Origin of the sequence: Niabella ginsenosidivorans (assembly GCF_001654455.1) — a bacterium.
GTDB lineage: Bacteria > Bacteroidota > Bacteroidia > Chitinophagales > Chitinophagaceae > Niabella > Niabella ginsenosidivorans.
The window spans coordinates 2,460,659-2,484,128 of record NZ_CP015772.1 but is presented as its reverse complement, the minus strand read 5'-3'; the positions used below and the strand labels follow the sequence as shown (position 1 = coordinate 2,484,128).

At 45.3% G+C, this 23,470-nt stretch carries 19 protein-coding genes; 13 read left to right on the top strand and 6 right to left on the bottom strand.

What is annotated here, in order from left to right:
• Positions 1-16 precede the first annotated feature (16 nt).
• Complete coding sequence (locus A8C56_RS10395) at positions 17-1,909, top strand: beta-N-acetylhexosaminidase (protein WP_067755456.1); 1,893 nt, start codon at positions 17-19, stop codon at positions 1,907-1,909.
• Positions 1,910-2,042: 133 nt separating this feature from the next.
• Entirely contained in the window at positions 2,043-2,744 is a 702-nt protein-coding gene (locus A8C56_RS10390; RefSeq protein ID WP_067761863.1) for a peptidylprolyl isomerase, read from the top strand.
• Positions 2,745-3,030: 286 nt separating this feature from the next.
• On the opposite strand, the gene A8C56_RS10380 is transcribed toward A8C56_RS10390, so the two are convergent.
• The 5 genes from A8C56_RS10380 to A8C56_RS10360 form a co-directional block, all read right to left on the bottom strand.
• On the bottom strand, positions 3,031-3,612 hold the full coding sequence (locus A8C56_RS10380) for a hypothetical protein (RefSeq protein ID WP_067755451.1): 582 nt from the start codon (positions 3,610-3,612) through the stop codon (positions 3,031-3,033).
• A 362-nt stretch (positions 3,613-3,974) separates the two neighbouring features.
• The gene (locus A8C56_RS10375) at positions 3,975-4,370 is read right to left on the bottom strand and encodes a cupin domain-containing protein (protein WP_067755447.1); all 396 of its coding nucleotides are present in this window, start codon (positions 4,368-4,370) and stop codon (positions 3,975-3,977) included.
• A gap of 17 nt (positions 4,371-4,387) precedes the next feature.
• Positions 4,388-4,759 (bottom strand): co-chaperone GroES, encoded by a 372-nt coding sequence (locus tag A8C56_RS10370; RefSeq protein WP_067755445.1) that lies wholly within the window; start codon positions 4,757-4,759, stop codon positions 4,388-4,390.
• Positions 4,760-4,821: 62 nt separating this feature from the next.
• A complete protein-coding gene (locus tag A8C56_RS10365) occupies positions 4,822-6,516 on the bottom strand; it encodes a M56 family metallopeptidase (RefSeq protein WP_067755442.1) in 1,695 nt (564 codons plus the stop codon).
• Between the two features lie 3 nt (positions 6,517-6,519).
• Positions 6,520-6,906, bottom strand: coding sequence for a BlaI/MecI/CopY family transcriptional regulator (locus A8C56_RS10360; RefSeq protein ID WP_067755440.1), 387 nt, complete (start codon positions 6,904-6,906; stop codon positions 6,520-6,522).
• A gap of 304 nt (positions 6,907-7,210) precedes the next feature.
• Between A8C56_RS10360 and A8C56_RS10355 the strand changes: the two genes are divergently transcribed.
• From A8C56_RS10355 to A8C56_RS10320, 8 genes are all read left to right on the top strand, one after another.
• Positions 7,211-9,592, top strand: coding sequence for a heavy metal translocating P-type ATPase (locus A8C56_RS10355; RefSeq protein ID WP_067761861.1), 2,382 nt, complete (start codon positions 7,211-7,213; stop codon positions 9,590-9,592).
• Between the two features lie 70 nt (positions 9,593-9,662).
• The gene (gene ccoS / locus A8C56_RS10350) at positions 9,663-9,821 is read left to right on the top strand and encodes a cbb3-type cytochrome oxidase assembly protein CcoS (protein WP_067755435.1); all 159 of its coding nucleotides are present in this window, start codon (positions 9,663-9,665) and stop codon (positions 9,819-9,821) included.
• Between the two features lie 10 nt (positions 9,822-9,831).
• Positions 9,832-11,958, top strand: a complete 2,127-nt coding sequence (gene ccoN / locus A8C56_RS10345; protein ID WP_067755432.1) for a cytochrome-c oxidase, cbb3-type subunit I — start codon at positions 9,832-9,834, stop codon at positions 11,956-11,958.
• Between the two features lie 21 nt (positions 11,959-11,979).
• Complete coding sequence (locus A8C56_RS10340; RefSeq protein ID WP_067755430.1) at positions 11,980-12,153, top strand: CcoQ/FixQ family Cbb3-type cytochrome c oxidase assembly chaperone; 174 nt, start codon at positions 11,980-11,982, stop codon at positions 12,151-12,153.
• Positions 12,153-13,316, top strand: coding sequence for a cytochrome c (locus tag A8C56_RS10335; RefSeq protein WP_067755427.1), 1,164 nt, complete (start codon positions 12,153-12,155; stop codon positions 13,314-13,316). The genes A8C56_RS10340 and A8C56_RS10335 overlap by 1 nt, the downstream gene beginning before the upstream one ends.
• A 10-nt stretch (positions 13,317-13,326) precedes the next feature.
• Entirely contained in the window at positions 13,327-14,745 is a 1,419-nt protein-coding gene (gene ccoG / locus A8C56_RS10330; protein ID WP_067755424.1) for a cytochrome c oxidase accessory protein CcoG, read from the top strand.
• A gap of 20 nt (positions 14,746-14,765) precedes the next feature.
• A complete protein-coding gene (locus tag A8C56_RS10325) occupies positions 14,766-15,203 on the top strand; it encodes a FixH family protein (RefSeq protein ID WP_067755421.1) in 438 nt (145 codons plus the stop codon).
• The gene (locus A8C56_RS10320; protein ID WP_067755420.1) at positions 15,203-15,916 is read left to right on the top strand and encodes a sulfite exporter TauE/SafE family protein; all 714 of its coding nucleotides are present in this window, start codon (positions 15,203-15,205) and stop codon (positions 15,914-15,916) included. The genes A8C56_RS10325 and A8C56_RS10320 overlap by 1 nt, the downstream gene beginning before the upstream one ends.
• Positions 15,917-16,605: 689 nt before the next feature.
• Here A8C56_RS10320 and A8C56_RS10310 read toward each other — a convergent pair.
• Positions 16,606-17,502 (bottom strand): transglutaminase-like domain-containing protein, encoded by an 897-nt coding sequence (locus A8C56_RS10310; RefSeq protein WP_245645838.1) that lies wholly within the window; start codon positions 17,500-17,502, stop codon positions 16,606-16,608.
• Positions 17,503-17,725: 223 nt separating this feature from the next.
• Between A8C56_RS10310 and A8C56_RS10305 the strand changes: the two genes are divergently transcribed.
• From A8C56_RS10305 to A8C56_RS10290, 3 genes are all read left to right on the top strand, one after another.
• Complete coding sequence (locus A8C56_RS10305) at positions 17,726-18,571, top strand: mechanosensitive ion channel family protein (protein WP_067755413.1); 846 nt, start codon at positions 17,726-17,728, stop codon at positions 18,569-18,571.
• 208 nt (positions 18,572-18,779) lie between these two features.
• Complete coding sequence (rimO, locus tag A8C56_RS10300; RefSeq protein ID WP_067755411.1) at positions 18,780-20,090, top strand: 30S ribosomal protein S12 methylthiotransferase RimO; 1,311 nt, start codon at positions 18,780-18,782, stop codon at positions 20,088-20,090.
• A 649-nt stretch (positions 20,091-20,739) separates the two neighbouring features.
• Positions 20,740-23,460, top strand: a complete 2,721-nt coding sequence (locus tag A8C56_RS10290; protein WP_067755405.1) for a TonB-dependent receptor — start codon at positions 20,740-20,742, stop codon at positions 23,458-23,460.
• The last annotated feature ends 10 nt before the right edge of the window (positions 23,461-23,470 follow it).

Below are 23,470 nucleotides of genomic sequence, written 5' to 3'. Positions count from 1 at the left end.
GGTAAAACAAAATAATATGAAAAAGTTTTCATTCACTTTGCTGTTGGCTTTTACACTGCTTGTAGCCGTTGCACAGGAAAAGATCGCCATTATCCCCGAACCGGTTTCACTCATTGCCGGTTCCGGTACGTTTACACTGCCTCAGCAGGTAACGATTGGCATTCCTGAAAAAGCTGATCTGGGCTATACCACCGGCTTGTTAAAGCAAAAATTGAGTCGTACCGGTTCCACTGTTCAGGAACAAAAAGGAAGCCGCAGTGCTACCATTAACTTAGTGCTTAATAAAAGCCCCAATGCCCGTATCGGAGATGAAGGTTATACGCTTTCTGTAACACCGGATAAAATAGTGATCGCTGCCAACAAACCTGCCGGGTTGTTTTATGGTGCGCAAACCTTTTTACAGTTGTTGCCACCGGAAATTGAAAGTATGGAACCGGTGAACGGCGTTGTCTGGAAAGTGCCTGTTGCTGAAATTACAGATTACCCGAGAGTGGGCTGGAGAGGACTGATGCTGGATGTGTCCCGCCACTTCTTTACAGTGGATGAAGTAAAAAAATATATTGACAACATGTCCCGCTTTAAGTACAATATTTTTCATTTTCACTTAACCGATGATGAGGGCTGGCGACTGCAGATAAAAAGCCTGCCCAAACTGACAGAAGTGGGCGCATGGCGTATTAACCGTACCGGTCTGTTCAATACGTTTTCTCCTGCTGAGCCTGATGAAAAAAAATCGTACGGGGGCTATTATACGCATGAGGACATTAAAGAGCTGGTGCAATATGCAAAAGAGCGCTTTATAAATATCCTGCCGGAAATTGATGTGCCGGGCCACAGCCTGGCTGCAATAGCGTCTTACCCTGAGCTATCCTGCACAGAAGGCGCCGATCAATACCAGGTACGTTATGGGCAGCCCATTATGGACTGGTCGCACGGCGCACCACCCATTGCATTAATTGATAATACACTTTGCCCTGCCAACGAAAAAGTGTATGGTTTTATGGATAAAGTCATTACCGAAGTGGCACAATTATTTCCCTTCCCGTATATTCATGTAGGAGGCGATGAAGCGCCGCATAATTTCTGGGAGAAAAGCTCCCAGGTGCAGGCGCTGATGAAAAAGGAAAATTTAAAGACCATGCCTCAGGTACAGGCTTATTTTGAAAAACGGCTGGAGAAAATTGTTAATTCAAAAGGCAAGAAACTGATGGGCTGGGATGAGATCCTTGAAGGAGGCATTTCTCCAACTGCGGCATTGATGAGCTGGCGTGGTGAAAAATATGGTATTGAAGCTTCCCAGTCCAAACACTATGTAGTGATGAGCCCTACCCAATATGCCTATATTGACTATATGCAGGGCGATGTAAGTACGGAAGTGCCTATTTATGCTACATTGCGCCTATCTAAAGCTTATGAGTTCAATCCCGTGCCTCAGGGCGCCAATGCCGAATATGTTTTAGGCGGGCAGGCCAACCTGTGGACGGAGAATGTATATAACATGCGACAGGCGGAATACATGACATGGCCGCGTGGCCTGGCCATTGCAGAATCTGTGTGGAGCCCGGCGAACAAAAAGAACTGGAATAATTTTGTAAGTAAAACGGAGCAGTTCTTTAAGCGCTTTGATGAAGCCGAGATCAAATATTCTCCTGCTATTTATGATCCTGTTGTTTCTGTAGCCAAAAAGGGAACTGACTATTATGTAACGCTTACGCCTGAAATTGAAGGTCTGGATATTTACACCAGCTTTGACAATTCCGCACCGGATCGCTTTTATCCGAAATATAAAGCGCCGCTGCTGATTCCGAAAGATGCCCAATTGCTTAGAGTGATTACTTACAGGGGCAAAAAGGAAATAGGGCGCCAGATGTCTATTAAAGTAGAAGATCTGAAGAAACGCGTGAAGTAAAGATTTTCAGGCAATATCAAATATCCCGGTTCGTGTTTTACACACCGGAAAAAGAGACTCCTTCCGGAACCCATTGTGCGAGCCGTCCTTCGTCTTGTATGCCAGTTACATTACCTGGAGTGATACTATTAAAATGAGAAAAAGCTTATTTATACTTGTTGCTGTTGTCCTGTTGCTTGCAGGTTGTGCTACCGGTAAAATAACGGAGGCTGATTATAAAAAAGACGTGCTGCTGCAAACCAACTATGGCAATATGGTGTTGCGGCTGAGTGATCTTACACCACAGCATCGAGATAATTTCATCAGGCTGGTCAGGTCAAAATATTATAATGGCATATTATTTCATCGGGTGATAAAGAATTTTATGATCCAATCCGGTGATCCGGATAGCCGCCATGCTCATGGCGGGCAACCGCTGGGAGAGGGCGGGCCAAAGTATACGATACCGGCAGAACTGAATGCGCGCCTGTTCCACCAGAAAGGGGCATTGGGTGCCGCCCGTGAAGGAGATGATGTGAACCCGCAAAAAGCGAGCAGCGGCAGTCAGTTTTATATTGTACAGGGCCGGGTATGGACCAGCGGCGGACTGGATACGCTGGAAGAAAAACGGCTGAAAGGCGCAAAACTTCCTGAAGACCACAGGAAGGTATATATCACCAGAGGAGGAACTCCGCACCTGGATGGGAACTACACGGTATTCGGACAATTAATAAGCGGCTATGAGGTATTGGATAAAATTGCATCTGCTCCCACCAGCAAAGGAAAAGATAAAGACCGGCCCGTTTATGATATCAGAATTATCAAAGCTAAAATGATTAAACGTTCCGAACATTAATGGCTGCTTCGCCGCCTTTATAAATTGTTACAGACAAATATTGTTCTAAAAATCAGGTACTAAAAGCGAAGCCCAACACTTAACCTGTAGGCAAAGTGGCCAGACCAGGAACCGGAACGGAGATAACGGGAACCGCCCGGGAAAAAATCATGAGAAAGAAATAAATGTTTCCGGTTATTGAGCTGGACATTAAAATTAACTGCATAAGTAAGGGAATTTGAAGGATACCGTTTTATAACTATGGGGTAACCGTGATAAGTATCTACTGTTTCATCCTGCTCTTCCACTATTTGATTGGCAAAGCCAATGTAGGGCCCTGCACCAATGGTGGCAGAAGGCCTTTTGAAAAAGAAATAGCGACCGCCTGCTCCAATACTGTAAAATCGCGGTTCAGCCCAAATGAAGAGATAGCAAACACTGATCCGTTGTTTTTTACAATCCGCCTTTCATAGGTGATACCGGCTGCTATCACAGGCGTAATCCCGCGCCCGGAGCCCAATAGTCTTTCCAGGATAAATACGGGATCCATATTTGTAGCGCCAATAGCAATCCTGTTGACGTAGGGCTCGTCAAAACGGCTTCTTTGCTTTTTCTGCTTCACGGCCAGTTGTTTCTTTTCATGGCGGGCTGTTGTATAATCCAACAAGCGCCAGGTTAGCCCGTTACTATATTTTATAGAATCGATCAGGGCACAGGCCAGCAGAGGTGCATTTCTTATTTTACCCTGTCTTTGATAATAAATGAAGCTCCGGTTTCGTCTTTTTATTGTACCATGTATTAACTGCCGGTTTCTCAGGTAAATGGTATCCTGGGCCAATAAAAATGTTGTAGTAAAAAGCAGCATGGTTAACAGCAGGAGTTTTTTCATTTAAAGTCGTATTGATTCGGTTCTTAAGATAAAACGCCTAAACGCTCCATATCGCAACAATAGTACCTAATGCATCGAAATCAATTTTATTAAAATCATCCCCAAACTGCTGCTGAGGCTTAGCCGGGGCAGAAAACTTTCAGCCCGTATTAACCGGATTGTTTATGATCTCAAAATAACAAAGCCTGGTTTGCCTGCGCATGCTTCAGCTGATGGTCTTCACATAGCACAGGAGCACAAATACTTATCGGATATGAAAAATAAAGGTGCGGGGGAATATGAAATCCTGAAACAAAAATTACTGCACCGAAAGCAATAAGCATCCCGGCCTTTGCTCCTGTTTCGGCTTTTCTTCTGCCGGATCATTCGGTAGTAATACCGTCAAAATCTGCCTCGTTCTCTTCTGCTTCTTTTTTGGTAGCCCTGGTGATACCGTCCTTATGATGGGGCGGGGCGTAGATGGTATACATTTTTAATGGTTCATTGCCTGTATTGATCACATTGTGGCGTGCGCCGGCAGGAACAATAATTGCGCTGCCGTCTTCTACAGGGTATTCATTTTCGTCGATAATGCATTTGCCTTTACCGCTTTCAAAACGGAAGAACTGGTCATTTTCTGCGTGGATCTCAGACCCGATCGCTTCGCCGGCTTTCAATGTCATTAATACCAGTTGCATATGCCTGCCGGTATAGAGCACTTTCCTGAAATGTTCATTGGACAATGTCTCTTTTTCAATATCAGCATGGAAACCTTTCATAAAAAAGTTTTAATGGGTTAAAGATCCTCTTCCCGCTCCAGCATTAAAATGGCACTCTGCGGAACAATAAAATACTTTTCGTTTTCATACATTACTTCTGTAGCGCCGCTTAGCAGAAAGATAGCAAGGTCGCCTTCTTTTGCCTGCAGGGGTACATATTTTACCTGGTCCTCATCTGATTTCCAGGGCTCGTTTTCAACAGGAATGGGGATGGCATAGCCCGGGCCTGTTTTTATAACGTATCCCTGCTGTACCTTTTCCTTTTCCTGTACACCGGGAGGCAGGTAAAGTCCGCTTGCTGTACGCTCATTGCCCTGAACCGGCTTTATAAGCAAACGATCTCCAATAACGATTAATTTTCTAAAACGGTTATCCGCGGTTATTCTCATACTCACTCAATTAGGAAGCAAAGATAACCAATAAAATGAGAGCTTTGAATACCCCCGTTTTCTTACAGGTCCATTATTTTTTTATGAGCGTTGCTGTCCGCAGCAAAAGTCCTTTTAGCTATTATCTTTTCTTGTTGTAAAGAGCGGGCAGCACTGTCGGCTGCTGCTGCTATTGCTGACTGCCGGCTGGTTTTGCGGGCCGTCTGCAGGCTTCTTATTGCGTTTTTACAGGCAGCCGGGTTTTTCTTTGAGGAAAGTATTGCATCCAGACTGGCGTTAAGCTGTGCCTCGGCTTTTGCCCAGTCGATCTCATTATACAGTGCGCGCAGTTTATTTGCGCTTTCTTCCCAATTCAGCTTGTCAAAGGCCTGCTCCATCCTGGCCTTCAGGATCTTTTTCTGAGCTTCAGAAACCGTTTCAGCCAGGCTGTTTTCAATTTTTTCCCAGGCCATTTCTGTAACGATTTGTTTAAGTGTCTTTATAGATTCCTGTACTGTATGCTCTGCCGTACTGTCCAGGTTGGGAACAACAAGAGTTATATGGGATACAAACGATGGATTGGCTTCCGGGCCTGCTTCTATCGGTTTGGGTTTTGCCGGAGCTTCAATCTTGCCATTCGGGTCTTCTGTTATTTTTAAATAAATGGCATTGTCTGCCGGCCCGCTGTCGGGCTTTTCTATAGCCGGTATGGGTATGATCTTAAATTCGTTTTTAGCCAGGTTCTGTTTTGCAGCAAAAACAGGGTTAAGGGCTTCCGGGTTGAAATAGGGAAGGGAAGCGATAGCTGTAGTTACCGGAGCAGGCACGTTTTTGTTGGCAGAATAATAAAAACCGCCGGATAATAAAAGGAATAGAACAAGCATTGCCACCTTTTTCAGCGGGAAGGACTGTTTCTTTTCAATGCCCATAATTGCCTGTACCCGCTGGCTTAACTGGCTTTCTTTTCCTGAAACATGCATGGCCAGTGCATTAAAGGTATGCTGGTCTCTTGCAAGCTGTAATAGCGTGGAAGCATACAGATGCTGCCCGTACTGGAACTGCAGTACCCATTGGTCGGCCGATTTTTCGCGCTCCAGTTCCTGTGCTTTTACCAGCAGCTTTGCAAAGGGATTGAAATACAGAACCGCAAGAATTATCTGGTTGATCAGATTAATGAGATAGTCGTTTCTTTTTATGTGCGCTAATTCATGAAGGAGAATAGCTTCTAACTGTTGGGGTGTTAGCTGGTTAATGACTGCCAGGGGTAAAAGGATCATTGGCTTTAAGAAACCAATGGTTAAAGGAGAAGATACAATGGATGAAGCATACAATTGTACCTTTCTTTTGATCCCCAGGTAGTTTACTGCATCCAGCATAAAAATCTTCAGCGTGCCGGGCACCCTCTCCAGTCTGTCTTTACGCAACCTGTAAACCTGGCAGGCGCTTCTGATAATATTTTTTGCCGGTATTGCTAGTAATAACAGGTACAAAACAGCCCCATAATTAAAAATATTGTGTATCCACTCCCGGTTGATCAGCCACTTCAGCAATCCGTTTTCTGTTTGAGGCGTTACAAGGGAAATAATAAAGGTCAAAAGAAAAGCCGCAAAACCTGTAAGCAGTCCTGCAAAATTCAGCAGGCTTTTTGATGTGGGGGATAACCCCGGGCGCAGATGGCTATAAAGCATCACCAGTAACCAGCTCAGGCCCATCTGCCAGAAACTGCTGAACAAAGCATTACCCAAAGCAGTAAATAAATGGTATACTCCCTGTTGCATAATTTACTCTTTCTTTTTTAACTGGTCAATCATAGACTGGATCTCATCCAGTTCCTCCGGCGAAACGTTGTTGTTGCCCAGTGCCTGCATTACCAGTTGGGAAGAAGATCCGCCAAACAGATTGCTGATAAATTTATTGAGCATAAATTGCTGTGTCACTTCTTTATTAACAGCTGCCTTATAAATATGCGTGCGGGAGGAATCATTGCGTTTTACCAACCCCTTTTCATTCATGATCTGCATCAGTTTCAGGGTAGTAGTATACCCAACATCCTTAAATGTGAGCAGGTTTTCATGCACCTCCCTCACTGTTGCATTTCCTTTTTCCCACAGTACCTGTAAAATCTCCAGTTCGCTCTCTGTGGGTTTTATTGATTTATGATCCTGCATATGAGTGCCTTTTCCTGCAATTTACGACTTTCTTCGTACGAAAAGCGGGCCACCGGTAAAAAAAGGGCTTTTTAACAAATTTTTTGAAAGACAGGAATGGTGACAGTGCTCTGGTATTTTACAACGTTGCCGTTGGTCCATATAGCTGGTCTATGGTATTAAGTTTATTAGATCTGAAACATGATATTTATCATACTTTAATATGATGCAGGGCGCTTTCCGCCTTTTTTATTATCAGGAGCTTTGCAGGAACAATTCAAAGCAATTATCCCGGATATTGATTAAAAAAGCTATAGATACGGAAATGCGGTGCTATCATTGTGGCGATCTGTGTCCCGATGATCACCTGCGGATAGAAGAAAAGCTGTTTTGCTGCAGCGGCTGTAAGCTGGTTTTTGAACTATTGAATGAAAAGGGTTTGTGTACTTATTACTTGCTCAATGAACATCCTGGTCAGCAACAGGTAAAGCCAGGCCGCAAAGAGCGTTTTGCCTTTTTGGATAACGAAGCTATTGCCCGGCAACTGGTCTCTTTTTCAGACGGGAAGCAAACACATGTAACCTTTTCTATTCCGCATATGCACTGCAGTAGTTGCCTGTGGCTGCTGGAGCATATCGGCAAAATGCAGCCGGGCATCATTACCTCAAGGGTTGATTTTTCAGCAAAAACTGTTTTTATCATTTTTGATCACAACCGCTGTTCACTGCGGGATGTAGCCGAAACGCTTACAGCTGCCGGTTATGAGCCCTGGCTAAGGCTGAATGCCAAGGAAAAGCAGCCACAGCTGGCATATACCCGTATAACGCAAATCAGCGTTGCTGGTTTTTGCTTTGCCAATATTATGATGTTGAGCCTGCCGGAGTATTTCTCATTCAGCAGTTACCTGCAGGAAAAGATCGGCATTACCTTTCGTTACATAGGCCTGCTGCTGGCATTGCCGGTTCTTTTGTATGCTGCCAGGGAATTTTTTGTAAACGCGGCAAGCGGTCTCAGGAATGGCCGGCTTACGATCGACTGCTCCATTGCATTAGCCGTTTTGCTTACCTTTTTCAGGAGCCTTTATAATTTGCTGGTGCTGGATGGCAATACCTATTTTGACAGTATGAGCGGTATCGTTTTTTTTATGCTGCTCGGGCGCTGGGCGCAGGATAAAACCCAGCGATCACTGGTGTTTGACAGAGACTACGCCTCCTTTTTCCCGGTTACTGTAAACCGGGTAAAAGGCACTCAGGCAGAACCGGTATTGATCAGCCAGCTCAGGGAAAAAGATATTATTGAAGTGCATGACTATGAGATTATTCCTGCGGACAGTCTTTTGCTGAATGGCAGGGCCTTTATTGATTACAGCTTTGTGACCGGCGAAAGTTTGCCAAAGCAGGTGGAGCAGGGAGCGATCCTGTATGCAGGCGGTAAACAGCTGGGGGAGCGGCTGGAACTAATGGTTATAAAGCCCCCGGATCAGGGATACCTGTCCAGCCTCTGGAACAGGGAGGCCTCGGATAAGGACAGCAGCCAAAACGCATTTTTACATAAAGCCGGTAATTATTTTACCGTGGTAGTGCTTGTACTAACCCTGGGCAGCGCACTGTTCTGGTTTTTAAAAGGGGAGCGTACAATTATGTGGAATGCCTTGACCACTACGCTTATTGTTGCCTGTCCCTGTGCCTTATTGCTGGCAGCAACATTTACCAATGGCAATGTGCTGCGCATCTATAAGAGAGCCGGATTGTACCTTAAAAATGCGGGCGTTATTACGGCGATGGCGGGCATTGATCATGTGGTGCTGGACAAGACGGGTACCATCACGTCGGGCAAAGGATACCGGCTCTCCTACCACGGCAGCCGGCTGACGGAGGAAGCAATAAACCGGATCGCTTCTTTATTAAGGCATTCCACGCATCCCTTAAGCAAAGCAGTGGCGGCGCATCTGGACCAGCGGCATATCATTCCGGTAGCCCATTTTAAGAATATACCGGGCGGGGGTATTGAAGGTTGGGTGGAAGAGCACCATCTGAAAATCGGCAGCCGGGCTTTTGTTTCGGGTAGCGGGGATTGCGCAACGGATACCGCCACGTGCGTTTTTGTCAGGATCAACAGGCAGATCGCCGGTTACTTCGAAGTGCAGAACCAGTACCGGGAAGGGCTGCAACGGTTCATCAGCCGGTTAAAGCAACATTATTCCTTATCGGTGCTTACAGGCGACAATGGAGCCGAGCAGTCCCGGCTAAAGGAAATAATGGGAAATGATGTAGACATGCGCTTTCATCAGTTGCCTAATGATAAATATGAATACATCAGGGCGCTGCAGGAAAAGGAAAAGAAACAGGTACTGGTAGCAGGCGATGGTTTAAATGATGCCGGGGCCCTGGCACAAAGCAATGTGGGAATAGCAGTGGCTGAAACGGGAAATAGTTTTACGCCGGCTTCAGCGGGAATACTGGATGCTTCTTCGGTAACACAGCTGGATCAGTTGCTTTACCTGGCAAGAAGATCCAAAACAGTGATTTGGATCAGCTTTGCTGTTTCTGTTATCTATAATGTCATCGGGTTGTATTTTGCATTACAGGGCCTGCTGGCCCCCGTAATTGCAGCCATCCTGATGCCTGTAAGCTCTATAAGCATTCTGCTGCTCACTTTTTTCCTGTCGGAATGGTATGGGCGCAAAATCTGTCCCGTCAAAAAATGATAAATATCATATCTGCCTGTGTGCGTTATCATCAATTAAACTGAGGCTTTAACAGAGTTTTGTGCAGGAAATGAGCATTATTATTATTACAGCCATCATCAGCCTGCTGATAGCCGTTTTATTCCTGGTAGCATTGATCTGGAGCATTAAAGATGGCCAGTATGAAGATGATTTCTCACCGCCTAACCGCATCTTGTTTGATGACCCGGCCACAAAAGATAATAAATAACCAAAAATGTATGGAATTACAGCAATTTAGTTACGACAATAAGATCCCGAAGTTTTTTGCCATTGCTACTGTTACCTGGGGCGTGGTGGGCATGCTGGTAGGTGTGCTTGCCGCTTTTCAGCTGGCCTTCCCGGTAATGAATATGGGCATTGCGTATACAACATTTGGCCGTATACGGCCTGTGCATACCAACGCCGTTATTTTTGCATTTGTTGGTAATGCGTTTTTTACGGCAGTGTATTATTCAATGCCGCGGCTGCTAAAAACCCCTATGTGGAGCAAGGCGCTCAGTAAAATCCATTTCTGGGGCTGGCAACTGATCATTTTATCAGCGGCTGTTACCTTAATGCTGGGGTATACCACCACCAAGGAATATGCCGAGCTGGAATGGCCTATTGATATTGCCATTACTATTGTATGGTTAGTATTTGGTATTAATATGATGGGCACCATATTGACCCGGCGTGAGCGGCACCTGTATGTGGCCATCTGGTTTTTTCTTGCATCCTGGGTTACCGTAGCCATGCTGCATATTGTAAACTCTTTTGAGCTGCCTGTTTCCTTTATGAAAAGCTATTCATGGTATGCCGGTGTGCAGGATGCACTGGTGCAGTGGTGGTACGGGCATAATGCCGTAGCATTTTTCCTGACAACCCCGTTTTTGGGAATCATGTATTACTTTCTTCCAAAAGCAGCCAACAGGCCTATCTATTCCTATCGTTTAAGCATCATCCATTTCTGGAGCCTTATCTTTATTTATATATGGGCAGGGCCGCACCATTTGTTAAATACCGCATTGCCGGAATGGGCCCAGTCCCTGGGCACAGCGCTCTCGCTGATGTTATTATTGCCCAGTTGGGGCGGTATGCTGAACGGGTTGTTTACGCTAAGAGGCGCCTGGGATAAAGTACGGGAGGACCCGGTGCTTAAATTCTTTGTAGTAGCCGTTATCTGTTATGGTATGGCTACGTTTGAAGGGCCGATGCTTTCTTTAAAGAATGTAAACGCTATTTCGCATTACAGCGACTGGACGATTGCACACGTGCATATTGGGGCTTTGGGGTGGAATGGCTTCCTGACCTTTGGTATGCTTTACTGGCTTTTTCCGCGGTTGTTTAATACAAAATTGTATTCCACCAAACTGGCGGGCACGCACTTTATGATCGGCACTTTGGGTATCGTTTTATATGCGGTGCCTATGTACTGGGCGGCTTTCAGAAGCTATTTCATGATGTCCGCCTTTACACCGGAAGGTCAGCTGCAATACCAGTTTATAGATGTGGTGCAATCTATTGTGCCGTTCTACGCGCTCAGGGCCATCGGTGGTACTATTTATTTAACCGGTGTGGTGCTGATGGTGTATAACCTGGTAAAAACTGCCAGGCAGGGAAAATTTGTGGAAAGCGAGGCAGCCAGCGCCGCACCGCTGGCAAAACGTTATAAGGCTCCGGCCAGGGCGCACTGGCACTCAAGAATTGAGCGCAGGCCGGTAATGCTTCTGATATTAAGCTTCATAGTAGTGGCCGTTGGAGGAATGATTGAAATGATTCCTACTTTTCTTGTAAAAGAGAATGTGCCTACTATTGCAAGTGTGAAACCCTATACGCCGCTGGAGCTGCAGGGCAGGGATGTGTACATACAGGAAGGTTGCAATAATTGTCATACGCAAATGATCCGTCCCTTCCGGTATGAGGTGGCACGTTACGGGGAATATTCTAAAGCCGGCGAGTATGTTTATGACCATCCCCATCTTTGGGGCAGCAAACGTACCGGCCCTGACCTGGCACGTATCGGAGGCAAATACCCGGATAGCTGGCATTTCAATCATATGCTGGAGCCGGTGTCCATGTCGCCAGGTTCCATCATGCCGTCCTATCCCTGGCTTTTTGAAAACAAAATTGATATAAGGGCTACCAATTCAAAAATATATGCCATGCGCAAGCTGGGCGTACCTTATCCGGAAGGGTATGAAGCAGTTGCCGTAGCTGATCTGAAGAAGCAGGCCAATGAGATAACGGCGCGCTTAAAGCAATCGAAGATAACGATCAGCAGCGATAAGCAGATCATTGCGCTGATTGCTTATTTGCAGCGCCTTGGAACAGATATAAAAGCAGAGGAAGCTGCTCCGCAGGAGTAACCACATTAAACGATACACACTATGAAGTTTGTAAATTATTTGGAAAAAATAAGCGGGGTAGGCATTTACCCGCTGCTATCACTGCTGCTGTTTACCATCGTATTTGTACTGGTAGTGCTCTATGCCATGCGCGCCAGTAATGAGACAATCGCTGAAATGGAAAATCTGCCTCTTGACGAAAAAAAAGGACTGTAATGAATCGAAAGCAACAAATCAACAACAGGCTGCTGCTCTTTATATCCGGCAGCTTATGCCCGCTGTCTTTGCTGGCTCAGGAAAAAGCCGTTCCAACGCCCCGGCTGATACTGGACGTGAATACTGTATTAACGGTTATGATCGTTTTTCTGCTTTTCATCATCGGTATCCTTGCTTTTACATTAAGAGCTTCCATGGATGTGTACCAGGAACGTAAGGCAAAGGAAAAGAAGGAAAGCACCATGATCAAGCCGCTTTTATTAATAGCAGCAGTCCTGTGTGCCGCTACCGGATGGGCTCAGGATGCTGCGCCTGCAATAGCTAACCCTTTTACTTACGAAAAGATCGCACGTTATGTTCTTATTGGCGCGCTAGCCCTGGAACTTTTGATCATCTGCGCATTTATATACTGGATCCGCTTTTTTACAGGCATTGAGGAGTTGCAGGAGCGGAAAGCTCTGGCCCGCAAAGAGCGTTTTAAAAGGCTGGGCTCCTGGTGGAGCCGGGCCAATAAATTAAAGCCCATTGAAGAGGAGCATAACCTGGATGTGGGCCATAGCTATGACGGCATCCGGGAACTGGATAACCCTACGCCACCCTGGTTCTCTGTCGCTTTTATTGCTTCCATCCTTTTCGGGCTGGGGTACCTTTGGCGGTATCATGTGGCGCATGCAGCTCCCAACCAGTATGAAGAATACGAGATTGCCGTAACAAAAGGGAACCTTCGGGTGGCAGAGTATCTCAAAACAAAAGGCGATGCGGTCAATGAGCAGACCGTTGTAATGCTGGATGCAGCAGGAATAGAAGCAGGAAAAAAACTTTTTGTGAATAACTGCACGGCCTGTCATGGCAATGCAGGTCAGGGAGGGGTAGGCCCCAACCTTACTGATGATTACTGGCTGCATGGGGGAGCGATAGGATCGGTTTTCCATACGATTAAGTTTGGCGTGGTTGAAAAAGGAATGATGAGTTGGAAAGATGTCTTCTCTGCGCAGCAGATCGCTGAGCTGGCCAGTTATATCAAATCACTTCATGGCACTAACCCGCCGGGTGCCAAGGAGCCACAGGGTGAACTTTATAAAGATGAGTCTGCTAAAAAAGACAGTGTGGCAGCCCGGCCTGCAGACAGCGCGGCAAGCCGGGTTACAGTAAGCAGGGATTAAAAAAATGCTAATGGATGTTTTTGTAACAGATAAGCCCATAAAAAAGGAAGATAATTTCCGCGACAGGCACAGCAATGTGAATGAAAAAGGCAGACGCCGGTGGGTGTTTGCGTTACAGCCCCACGGCAGGCTGTATCAGTACAGGCAATACCTGGCATTCCTGTACCTGGGCCTGTTCTTCGCCCTCCCGTTCATAAAAATAAACGGGTTGCCGGCATTGCAGCTGAATTTTCCGGAGGCGCGCTTTATTATATTAGGTAAGATTTTCTGGCCGGATGATTTTATCATCTTTGCCGTGGCAATGATTGTGCTGATCGTTTTTATTGCCCTGTTTACGGTTATTTACGGAAGGGTGTTCTGTGGCTGGGTATGCCCCCAAACCATTTTTATGGAATTTGTATTCCGTAAAATTGAATGGTGGATCGAAGGTTCGCCCACGCAGCAGAAAAAACTGAGCCAGGAGCCGTTTCATGCCCGTAAACTTATCCGTAAAGCCATTAAGCACCTTCTGTTTTTTATTATTTCCTTTTTGATTGCGCACACTTTCCTTTCTTATATTTTAGGAGCCCGCAAGGTTTTAGATCTTATGAGCGGCTCCCTATCAGAGAATGCCGGGATCTTTGCCGGGCTGCTTTTTTTTACTGTGCTTTTTTATTTTGTATTTGCCTTTGTAAGGGATATCGTTTGTACCACCGTTTGCCCGTATGGAAGATTGCAGGGAGTGCTCTTTGATAAAGATACCATGCAGGTTTCCTATGATTATAACAGGGGTGAGCCGAGAGGGAAGCTCAAAAAAAACAGTACCGGTTCTTTTGGAGACTGTATCGACTGTAAATTATGCGTACATGTATGCCCAACGGGTATTGATATCCGCAATGGTGTGCAAATGGAATGCGTGGGCTGTACTGCCTGCATCGATGCCTGCAATTCTGTAATGCTGAAGATCAACCGGCCACCGGGCCTGATCCGGATGGCATCGGAAAACCAGATCTCAAAAAAACAGCCGTTTCATTTTAATGGCAGGATGCAGTTTTATTCTGTTATCCTTATGGTGCTGGCGGGCCTGATGAGCTTTTTGGTTTTTTCCCGGAAAAGCATTGATACCACTATTTCCCGTGTTAAGGGGCAATTGTACCAGGAGGTAGGAACAGATTCTTTGTCGAACCTGTTCCAGGCTAAAGTGATCAATAAAACAAAAAAGGACGTGCAGTATGAACTGAAAATAGAAGGTAATGTTCCGGGGATCATAAAAAGGGTAGACGCGGATCATAACCGCCTGAAAGCAGAAAGCCTGAGCATCATTACTTTTTTTATTACTGTTCCTAAATCGGCCATCAGGGTAAGATCTACAGATATGACTATCGGGGTTTACACAGAAGGTATTAAAGCCGCAACCGTCCGGTCAAAGTTCCTGGGACCGTTTATTTAACCTTTAAATTGAAGAATGATATGAGCTGGGGATACAGGGTGCTGATCATATTGGGGATCTTTTTAGTGGGAATGATTTCAATGGTTGTTGTGGCAACAAGGCAAACCAATGAAATGATCGATTCGGATTATTATGAAAAGGAGCTGGCTTATCAAAAGGTCATAGATGGCCGTAAGCGTCTTAAAGCCACAGGGGAAGCTGTAATGATCAAAACACTGAACAATTTTGTGGAAGTGCAGCTGCCTTCAGCAGCTTCCGGTAACATCCGCTCCGGGGCGATCGAGTTCCTGAGGTTATCTGGCAGCAAGGGCGACAGGAAACTGGATATGGGCACCTCCGCAGCTCCTGTTTACCGCCTGCCGGTAAGCATGCTGATGAAAGGATGGTACCGGGTGCGTATGCACTGGGTAAATAATGATAGCGCTTATTATCATGAACAGAATTTCCGGGTACAGTAATGATGGAAGCAGTACTTATAGGAATGGGGTTGGGAATGGCCGGAAGCCTTCACTGCGTGGGCATGTGCGGGCCGCTGGCGCTTTCGCTGCCCCTAAGTCATACCGGCAGGATTGGCAGGGTGGTATCGATCCTGCTCTATAACCTGGGCAGAACGGCCACTTATTTTTTGCTGGGCACCTTATTGGGCTTACTGGGGCACAGGATGGTTATAACTGCTTACCAGCAATTGTTTGCAGTTATTACAGGTGTTATCATTTTGATCGTATTAATTGCGGGGCGGTATTTGCCTGATGTAAAACTGCTGAACGGTTTTCGTTTATGGCTGAAAAGGGCACTGGCCCGTTTTCTTTCCCGGAAAAATAAACCGGCCACCTTCTTTATGATCGGAATGCTCAACGGATTATTGCCCTGTGGAATGGTATACATGGCAGTAGCATCTGCCTTGCTTATTGGCGGCCCTTTGCAATCAGGGGTATTTATGGCGGCATTTGGTATGGGCACGCTTCCCCTTATGGGTTTGCTGATGCTAACCGGTCATCATGTATCTTTCTCGCTAAGAAATAAAATGCGGAAACTCCCTTCTTATTTTATGGCCGTAGCGGCTGTTTTGATCATCCTGCGGGGGCTTAACCTCGGCATTCCCTTTATCAGTCCGGCCTATCCCCATGCGGCGGCGGCACAGGCCATTAGCTGTCCTGTAACGTTTAAATAGGGCGGATGGGTTGCATTTCCACGGTTCGCATATCTGTAGAATACCGGGGAGATCCCTTGCTGCCAGGAGGTGACAGTATAAGAGTTCGCGATCCGAACTGTTATACCATTTAGACTTTTAAATTGCACCAGGTGAAGGTATGTCAGGCTGAGGCACAAATAATAGGAAAATTAAACTCTTTAAAATGACAGGTTCCTTGCAAGCGTCACTCCGAGTGGAGCGCAGCGAAACCGAGGGGTCTCTAACTCTGTGGAGATTTCTCCACTCCGCTTCGCCCGCCTGTACCATTCGGGCAGGCTGCGGTTAAAATGAAGTGCTTGTATATTATTGATTATCAAAATATTATACCACTTCTAATTAACAGCCTGACGAACCATGATTCGATTGCAACCTCACCCTTCGTGAGGCTGCCAATAACATGTTACCTTATACATTGGAGATCAATCACACGTATCGTCATGCCGAGCGCAGCCGAGGCATCTCTAACTCATGAAGAGACCTCTCCGCTTCGGTAGAGGTGACGGTAAAAAACTTGTCATCGCCTCTTTGTTTTTGCAACGCAAATAAAAAACTCAGGGTGACACTGTCTTTTAAAGGCTGAACGGTGTTACAAAGAATAAAATGAGTGATCTTGAGGACAAAGTGCTGAGCCCTTGCAGGCACCCGCAAAAGGAATAGGAGTATATATGTTATGAGCAAAGCAACCGGATCAGCTCACTTAATTCTTCATACTGCACCTGCTGCTGATCATTGTTAAAACATTCCCTGAAATCGGTAATGATCTGGCAGATCACTTCAAGGTTAGACCGGGGCTTTAAATATTCGGGTTTATTTTCAACGGCGATCTTTGAAAGATAATGCCGCAGGTCGTTATGTGTAAAAACCTGCCCTAATGAAGGTTCTATAAAAAAATCCACTTCGTAGTTTCCGCTGGTGCTGCCCAGTCCGGGTTTGCAGTAGCCCAGCACAAACTGATGGGGCACGCGCATCAGGCGTATAGGAATATCCAGCATTTCAACCAGTAACAGGTATAAAGATCCAAGGCCGGTTTGATTGCCCTTTTTTGATTCAAGGATCTTGGGGAGTAAGTATTCATTCGGGCGCTCTGTATTGTTGGTGGTGCCCTTAATACCGATGTAGTTATAAATAATGCTGTTGATGATATTTACCTGCTCCAGGGGCGTGAGGTAATTATTCAGCTCCAGCCAGATATTTCTCCGCAAACGCTCTACGTTATGCAATACTTTAGCCGCTTGCATTTCGGGGTACAGGAATTTTGTGATCAGTAAAAGCGCCGGCATTAATTCATGGTGGCCTGCGTTATTCCATTCATTAAAATCTGCCAGCAGCCCGGAAAAATAAAGGCGGTGGATCAGCAGTTCAATGCGTTCCTGCACCACTGAATCAGCGGTCGTTTCCCACAAATGCTCCAGGGTAGGTATCACGGGCGGTCCATAAGAAATAATGCGATTGCTGACGGCCTCGTAGATCTCCCTGTCTGGGTCATCAATCAGGTTGAGCAATGCGTTCATTTCATTTTTATCATCCATCCGGTCAAAGATAGCAGGTGGTGCTAACCAAAGCAAATATTAAAATCCACATGCGTGCATAAAACCGAAAGAGGGCAGAGCAGGTATATTGAATCATTCAGGTAACGGACCGTTTTTATGAACTACTGTTGTATTTTTATTGTAAAAAAGCCCGGGAACAGAACCGGCGCTGGTCTGCGAAGCAAAGTGATGGCAGATGTGGCTGCTGAATATTTGAAATTCATTTTAAAATAATGAGCCGGGTCATTAAATTGCACTGATGGAAGAACAAAAGAAAAGGGTACCTGTTTCATTTATTTTGAGGGCGCTGGTATGGGTGGTGCTGAATTTTTCTTTTTTGTACATAGCTGCATTTTATGAAGCGCACCCGGTTCTGGAACAGGTGGCCTACGGGGCCAATCTTTTTCTTACCACCAGCGTAATGATCTCTATCGGTAAGTTTATCCTTGTTGCATTTTATAACCGGCGCCATGCTTCGCAGAAAGTGAGAGGAAACTTTGTACTGGGCATTAACCGCGTGGCTGCTATTTTAAACGTGGTTTTTTTTGTAATAGCAATAATGATCGCCTTTGGTATTGACCCCAAAGAATTTATTACCAGTATGACCATTGTAGCAATGGCCATTGTGGTGATCTTCAGAGAATATATTACCAACATGATCAGCGGTTTGCTTATTATGTTCTCTGATCAGTTTTCTATCGGCGATCACATTAAAATAGGCGACCATTCCGGAAAGATCATTGATATTACACTTTCAAATATTGTGATCCTGAACGAGGAGGAAGCGATGGTGCTGATACCTAACAACCTTGTTTTTACGGCAGTGGTCATTAATAAATCGGCACAGTTTTCCAGTAAGCTCTCTGTTCAGTTTGAACTGCCCGTAGCAGAAAAAAAAGATGCGGGGTTTTTAAAGCAACAACTGGAGCCGGGGCTGAGGTCGCTGCCGGATCTTGCTCCGGATAGTGAGATTGTTGTTACGATAGCCGCACTGGGGAAAGATTTTGTAAAATATAAGGTTGAACTGAATACCGCAGACAGCAGCTACCGGCGGCAAAAACGTATTGAAAGCGCAGTACTGAATGCGGTGCTGGCACTGCAATAAATGCAGTACATTTGTAAAAAGGGCCTTTCTGTCCGCTGTAGTATCATACAACAATGTTTTCAGAATTGCAGATAAATTTTCGGACGTGCCCTAAATAAACCTGATTGTAATTGGCTAATTATGAGTTGCTCAGCACTACTACCGAAGCATTTTGAGCATTTCCGCTCCTTAGTTGTACCTTTGCACCCTTAAAAACAGTAATCCGGTTTTGAAAGCAAAAACATTAAAAAAAGATAAGGTCAATATTATTACCCTGGGGTGCAGTAAAAATATGGTGGACAGCGAGGTGCTGAGTGGCCAGCTGAAGGCGAATGAAATTGACGTGGTGCATGAGAATAAGAAGTTCGATCATAATATTGTTGTGGTCAACACCTGCGGTTTTATTGATAAGGCGAAAGAGGAAAGCATCAATACCATCCTGGAACAGGTAGAATATAAAAAGCAGGGTCAGCTGGATAAAGTATATGTGACCGGTTGCTTAAGCGAGCGCTATAAAAATAACCTTGAGGAAGCGATTCCGGAAGTGGATGCTTTTTTCGGCACAATGGAGCTGCCGCTGATCCTGAAGCAGTTTGAAGCAGATTATAAAGCAGAATTATTAGGCGAGCGCCTGCTGACCACTCCTAAACATTATGCGTATCTAAAAATTTCAGAAGGCTGTAACCGTACCTGTTCTTTTTGTGCCATTCCTTTAATGCGCGGCCGGCATGTGAGCAGGCCTGTTGATCAACTGGTGGCAGAAGCGGAGAACCTGGTGAAGATGGGCGTAAAGGAAATGATGCTGATCGCCCAGGAGCTGACTTATTACGGCCTGGATATTTATAAGAAAAGAATGCTGCCCGATCTGCTGAACCGGCTGGCGGATATTAAAGGCCTGGAGTGGATCCGCCTGCATTATGCATATCCTACCAAATTTCCTCTGGAGGTGCTGGATGTGATGCGGGAGCGGGACAATATCTGCAATTACCTGGATATGCCCCTGCAGCATGCATCTGATAACATGCTGAAGGCCATGAAACGCCAGATCACCCGGGGGGAAATGGAAGACCTGGTAAGTGCTATCCGCGAAAAAGTGCCCGGTATTTGCCTGCGTACCACGCTGATCGCGGGCTTCCCGGGGGAAACATTGGATGATATAGAAGAATTGAAACAGTTTTTAGCAAAAGAACGCTTTGACCGTGTGGGTATTTTTACTTACTCGCATGAAGAAGATACCAGCGCTTATGCACTGGCTGACACCATTCCGCAGGAAGAAAAGGAGCGGAGGGCACAGGAAATAATGGAGTTCCAGCAGGAGCTCTCTTATGAGCTGAACCAGGAAAAAGTAGGAAAAACGTTCAAAACACTGATCGATAAAAAGGAAGCCGGGCGTTATATTGGCCGTACGGAATTTGACAGTGTGGAAGTGGATAATGAAGTGATCATTGCCGGAACTGCTCCGTTAAAGACCGGTGAATTCTATAATGTGAAAATTGAAAGGGCCTATGATTACGACCTGGAAGGGGTGGTGGTGAAATGAGAAATAAGGAACAGGAAATAATAAATAAAGAATAAGAAATATAGAATATAAAATTTTAAATAGAATAAATTAATGAATTGCAATGCATTGTATTTATTAAAATTGATTTTTATTTTATATTACAGAACGGCATTGTAACGCATGGGCTTGGGCTGCCATTACTTTTTTACCCTCAAGATATATTCATAGAAGTTTAAAACTTCATTACAAAAAAGGCCGTTTTCTTTTAGCGATACAGGCGCTGAAGAACATAGAATGAATGTATAAGCCGGAGACCTCATACCGCAAATTTTACTATAAAAGCCCGGGTGGTTGCTGCTAAATCTATAAACGGAACTTACCATCAGCTGCTTTTTTGCTCAAACATGGGAATCATCCAATCATTCCTGTTTGCCTCAGATTTGCTTATTCGATTAAACTTGGCTATTTTTAGTTTATAAATTCCCGAAAAAAAGTTTGCCTTTTTGAAATATAACGATAAAATATGCCTGACGCAACCTCCATTTGAGATCATAAAAATTAATAATAAGGAAATACTGATGTTTTGAAGTTTTAAGATCTTTGCGTTTCGCAGATAGTCAAGTGTGATCCCGCAGGTGCCTGAAGTTTTGTAAATCATATAATAAAAAATAAACCTTATAATCAGTTTATGATCCCATCAACTATCAAAACCAGGCAACTCCTGTATCTTTTATTACTGGCAATATGTTGTCATATCCGGGTTATTGGAAATGCGCAAAACGGCAGTGAAATAACAGGTAAGGTAACTGATGAGAACGGAATGCCGATAGCCAATGCTTCTGTTCTGGCAAAGAATAAAAGCACCGGTCAAACGGATGCCACGCAAACAGATTCCTCAGGTATTTTCACTTATCACAATTTACCGGCAGGAGCTTCTTATTCATTTGTGGTCTCCCATGTTGGTTTTCAAACCCAGACCTTATCCGATTATAATATGGCGGCCAATTCCGGCAAATCGTTGCTGATTCAATTACGATCGACAGCGAATGATTTAAAGGAAGTGATTGTGACCGGACGCGCCGGCGCCCAAAACCGCACCAAACTGGAAACCAGCTATTCGGTTACAACCATAGGATATAATGCGCTTAGCCTGCAGGCGCCTACAAGTGTTACCGAGGCCTTAAAATCTGTGCCGGGTTTCTGGGTGGAATCATCCGGCGGTGAAGGAAGCGGAAATGTAAGGGCAAGAGGGGTTCCTGTAGATGGTTACGGATCCATCCAGCTACTGGAAGACGGCATTCCCGTGCAACACGATCCCGCATTGGGCTACCTGAATGTGGACCAGGTGTTTCGTCTGGATGAAACCATTCAGTCTATTGAAGTGGTCCGGGGCGGCCCTTCCTCTGTGTTTTATTCAAATGCACCCGCAGGAGCGGTCAATTATATTCCACGCGCTGTTGGCAATAAAACAGAAGGCATTTTTAAACTGGGCCTGGGGAGCGATAATTTCTATCGCGGCGATTTTTGGGTAGGAGCGCCGGTGGGGGATGGCTGGAAATTATCGGCAGGCGGGTTTTACCGCACAGGAACGGGAGTGCGCGATCCCGGTTTCAGTGGCAACCACGGAGGCCAGTTCAGGGTCTCGATCGGTAAGAAATGGGAAAAATCATCCTTTGATATCGATTTTAAGCGGTTGGATGATAACGTGATTTTTTATTTGGGAATTCCTATGACGCGTAAGAGCGGGAAAATAGTAGCCGTGCCGGGGTTTGATGGTAATTACGGAACAATTGCCGGCCCTGAAACAGAAAGAGTCAATATGATCCAGGGAGACGGCAGCCTGTACCATTTTGACAATACGGTTGGAACATCTGTAAAAAGAAGCCAGCTGACAGCCCGGTTTAAAACGGAGATCTTTGATAACTGGATCTTAAAAAATACGATCCGTTATGATAACACACAGACGCAGCGCAATGGCGTGTACCCGAATACGCTACTTACAGCCGATTCATTGCTGTCAAGCCAATCAGCCCTGCTCGCCACTGTTCCGGGTGCACAGCGCTTAGGATTGCAGTATGTAAGTACCGGTACAACTTTTGATAATACAACTCAGAACGGCAATGGCCTTGTAATCCTTGGCGGCATCCGGGGGCTTACACTGCCACTGACCGAAATTGCAAATGATTTGCACCTTTCGCATGTATTTGTTACCGGTTCTTCAAAACACGATTTTAATTTTGGGTACTATTATTCTCACTTCGACGAAGATTTTAGCAGGTATTCTTCTGTTGCATTGCTGGACGTTCAGGATAATGCCCGGCTACTGAATCTTGTAGCCATGGATGCCAGTGGAAAGGTACTAAAAACATTTACGGATAATGGAATCTACCGGTATGGATATGAATGGGCGGATGCGCATGGTGAGCAGACCACCAATGCGGTTTATGTTAGTGACGAGTGGCAAATAACTCCTGCATTTCGTATTGATGCAGGGTTGCGCTGGGAAAATGCACAAACAAAAGGTGTGGTAGAACAAACAAAGAGTGTAGACCTGGGAACCTTTGCAACGTCTAATATTTTAACCGGCAATGGGATCTTCCAAAGCTATAACCGTGGCTTTAATTTTACTACCTGGACGGTGGGTGCCAATTATCAGTTCTCAAATAATATGGGCGCCTTTGCCCGCTATACTTCCGCAGCACGCATTCCGGGCCTGGGTTCTTATGTAACCAACGCCACTGCAGAACCTGTAACTCAAACAATGCAGCTTGGGGAAATAGGATATAAATACAGCAGTACGGTGCTTTCGCTGTATGCTACGGGCTTTTGGACCAGGTACAATAATGTGGGCTTTACCAACTATGTTTTTAATCCGGATGGAAATCAGACCCAGGAAAACCTGTATGCAAATACCCAAACCCTTGGGCTGGAGCTGGAAGGCGGTTATTATCCCGTAAAATGGTTTGATATTTCAGCTACCGCTACCTTACAGCATGGTCAATATAAAGGATATGTCTATACGGATAATTCAGGAACATTGATCGATTATAATAATAACCAGCTCATCAGGGTGCCGGCAACTTCATTAAGGGTTATTCCCGGTTTCAATTTTTTCCGCGATCGCCTGCGCCTGCAAACAGTTGTCGAATACGAAGGAGAACGCTATGTAGATGTGGCAAATTCTGTGTCGCTTCCGGGCTATACAAAAATTGATGTGAATGCCCAGGTGAAACTGAACGACAAAATTTCAATTTTCGGGGTGATTGATAATCTTGGCAATTCTCTGGGCCTTACTGAAGGGAATCCACGTCAGGGGGAGTTCCAGAGTAATGATGCCGGGGCTACTTCCTTTATAGCTCGCCCGTTAGTTGGCCGAAGCTTTAAAATTGCTCTCCGGTATAAGTTTTAGTGAGAAATTT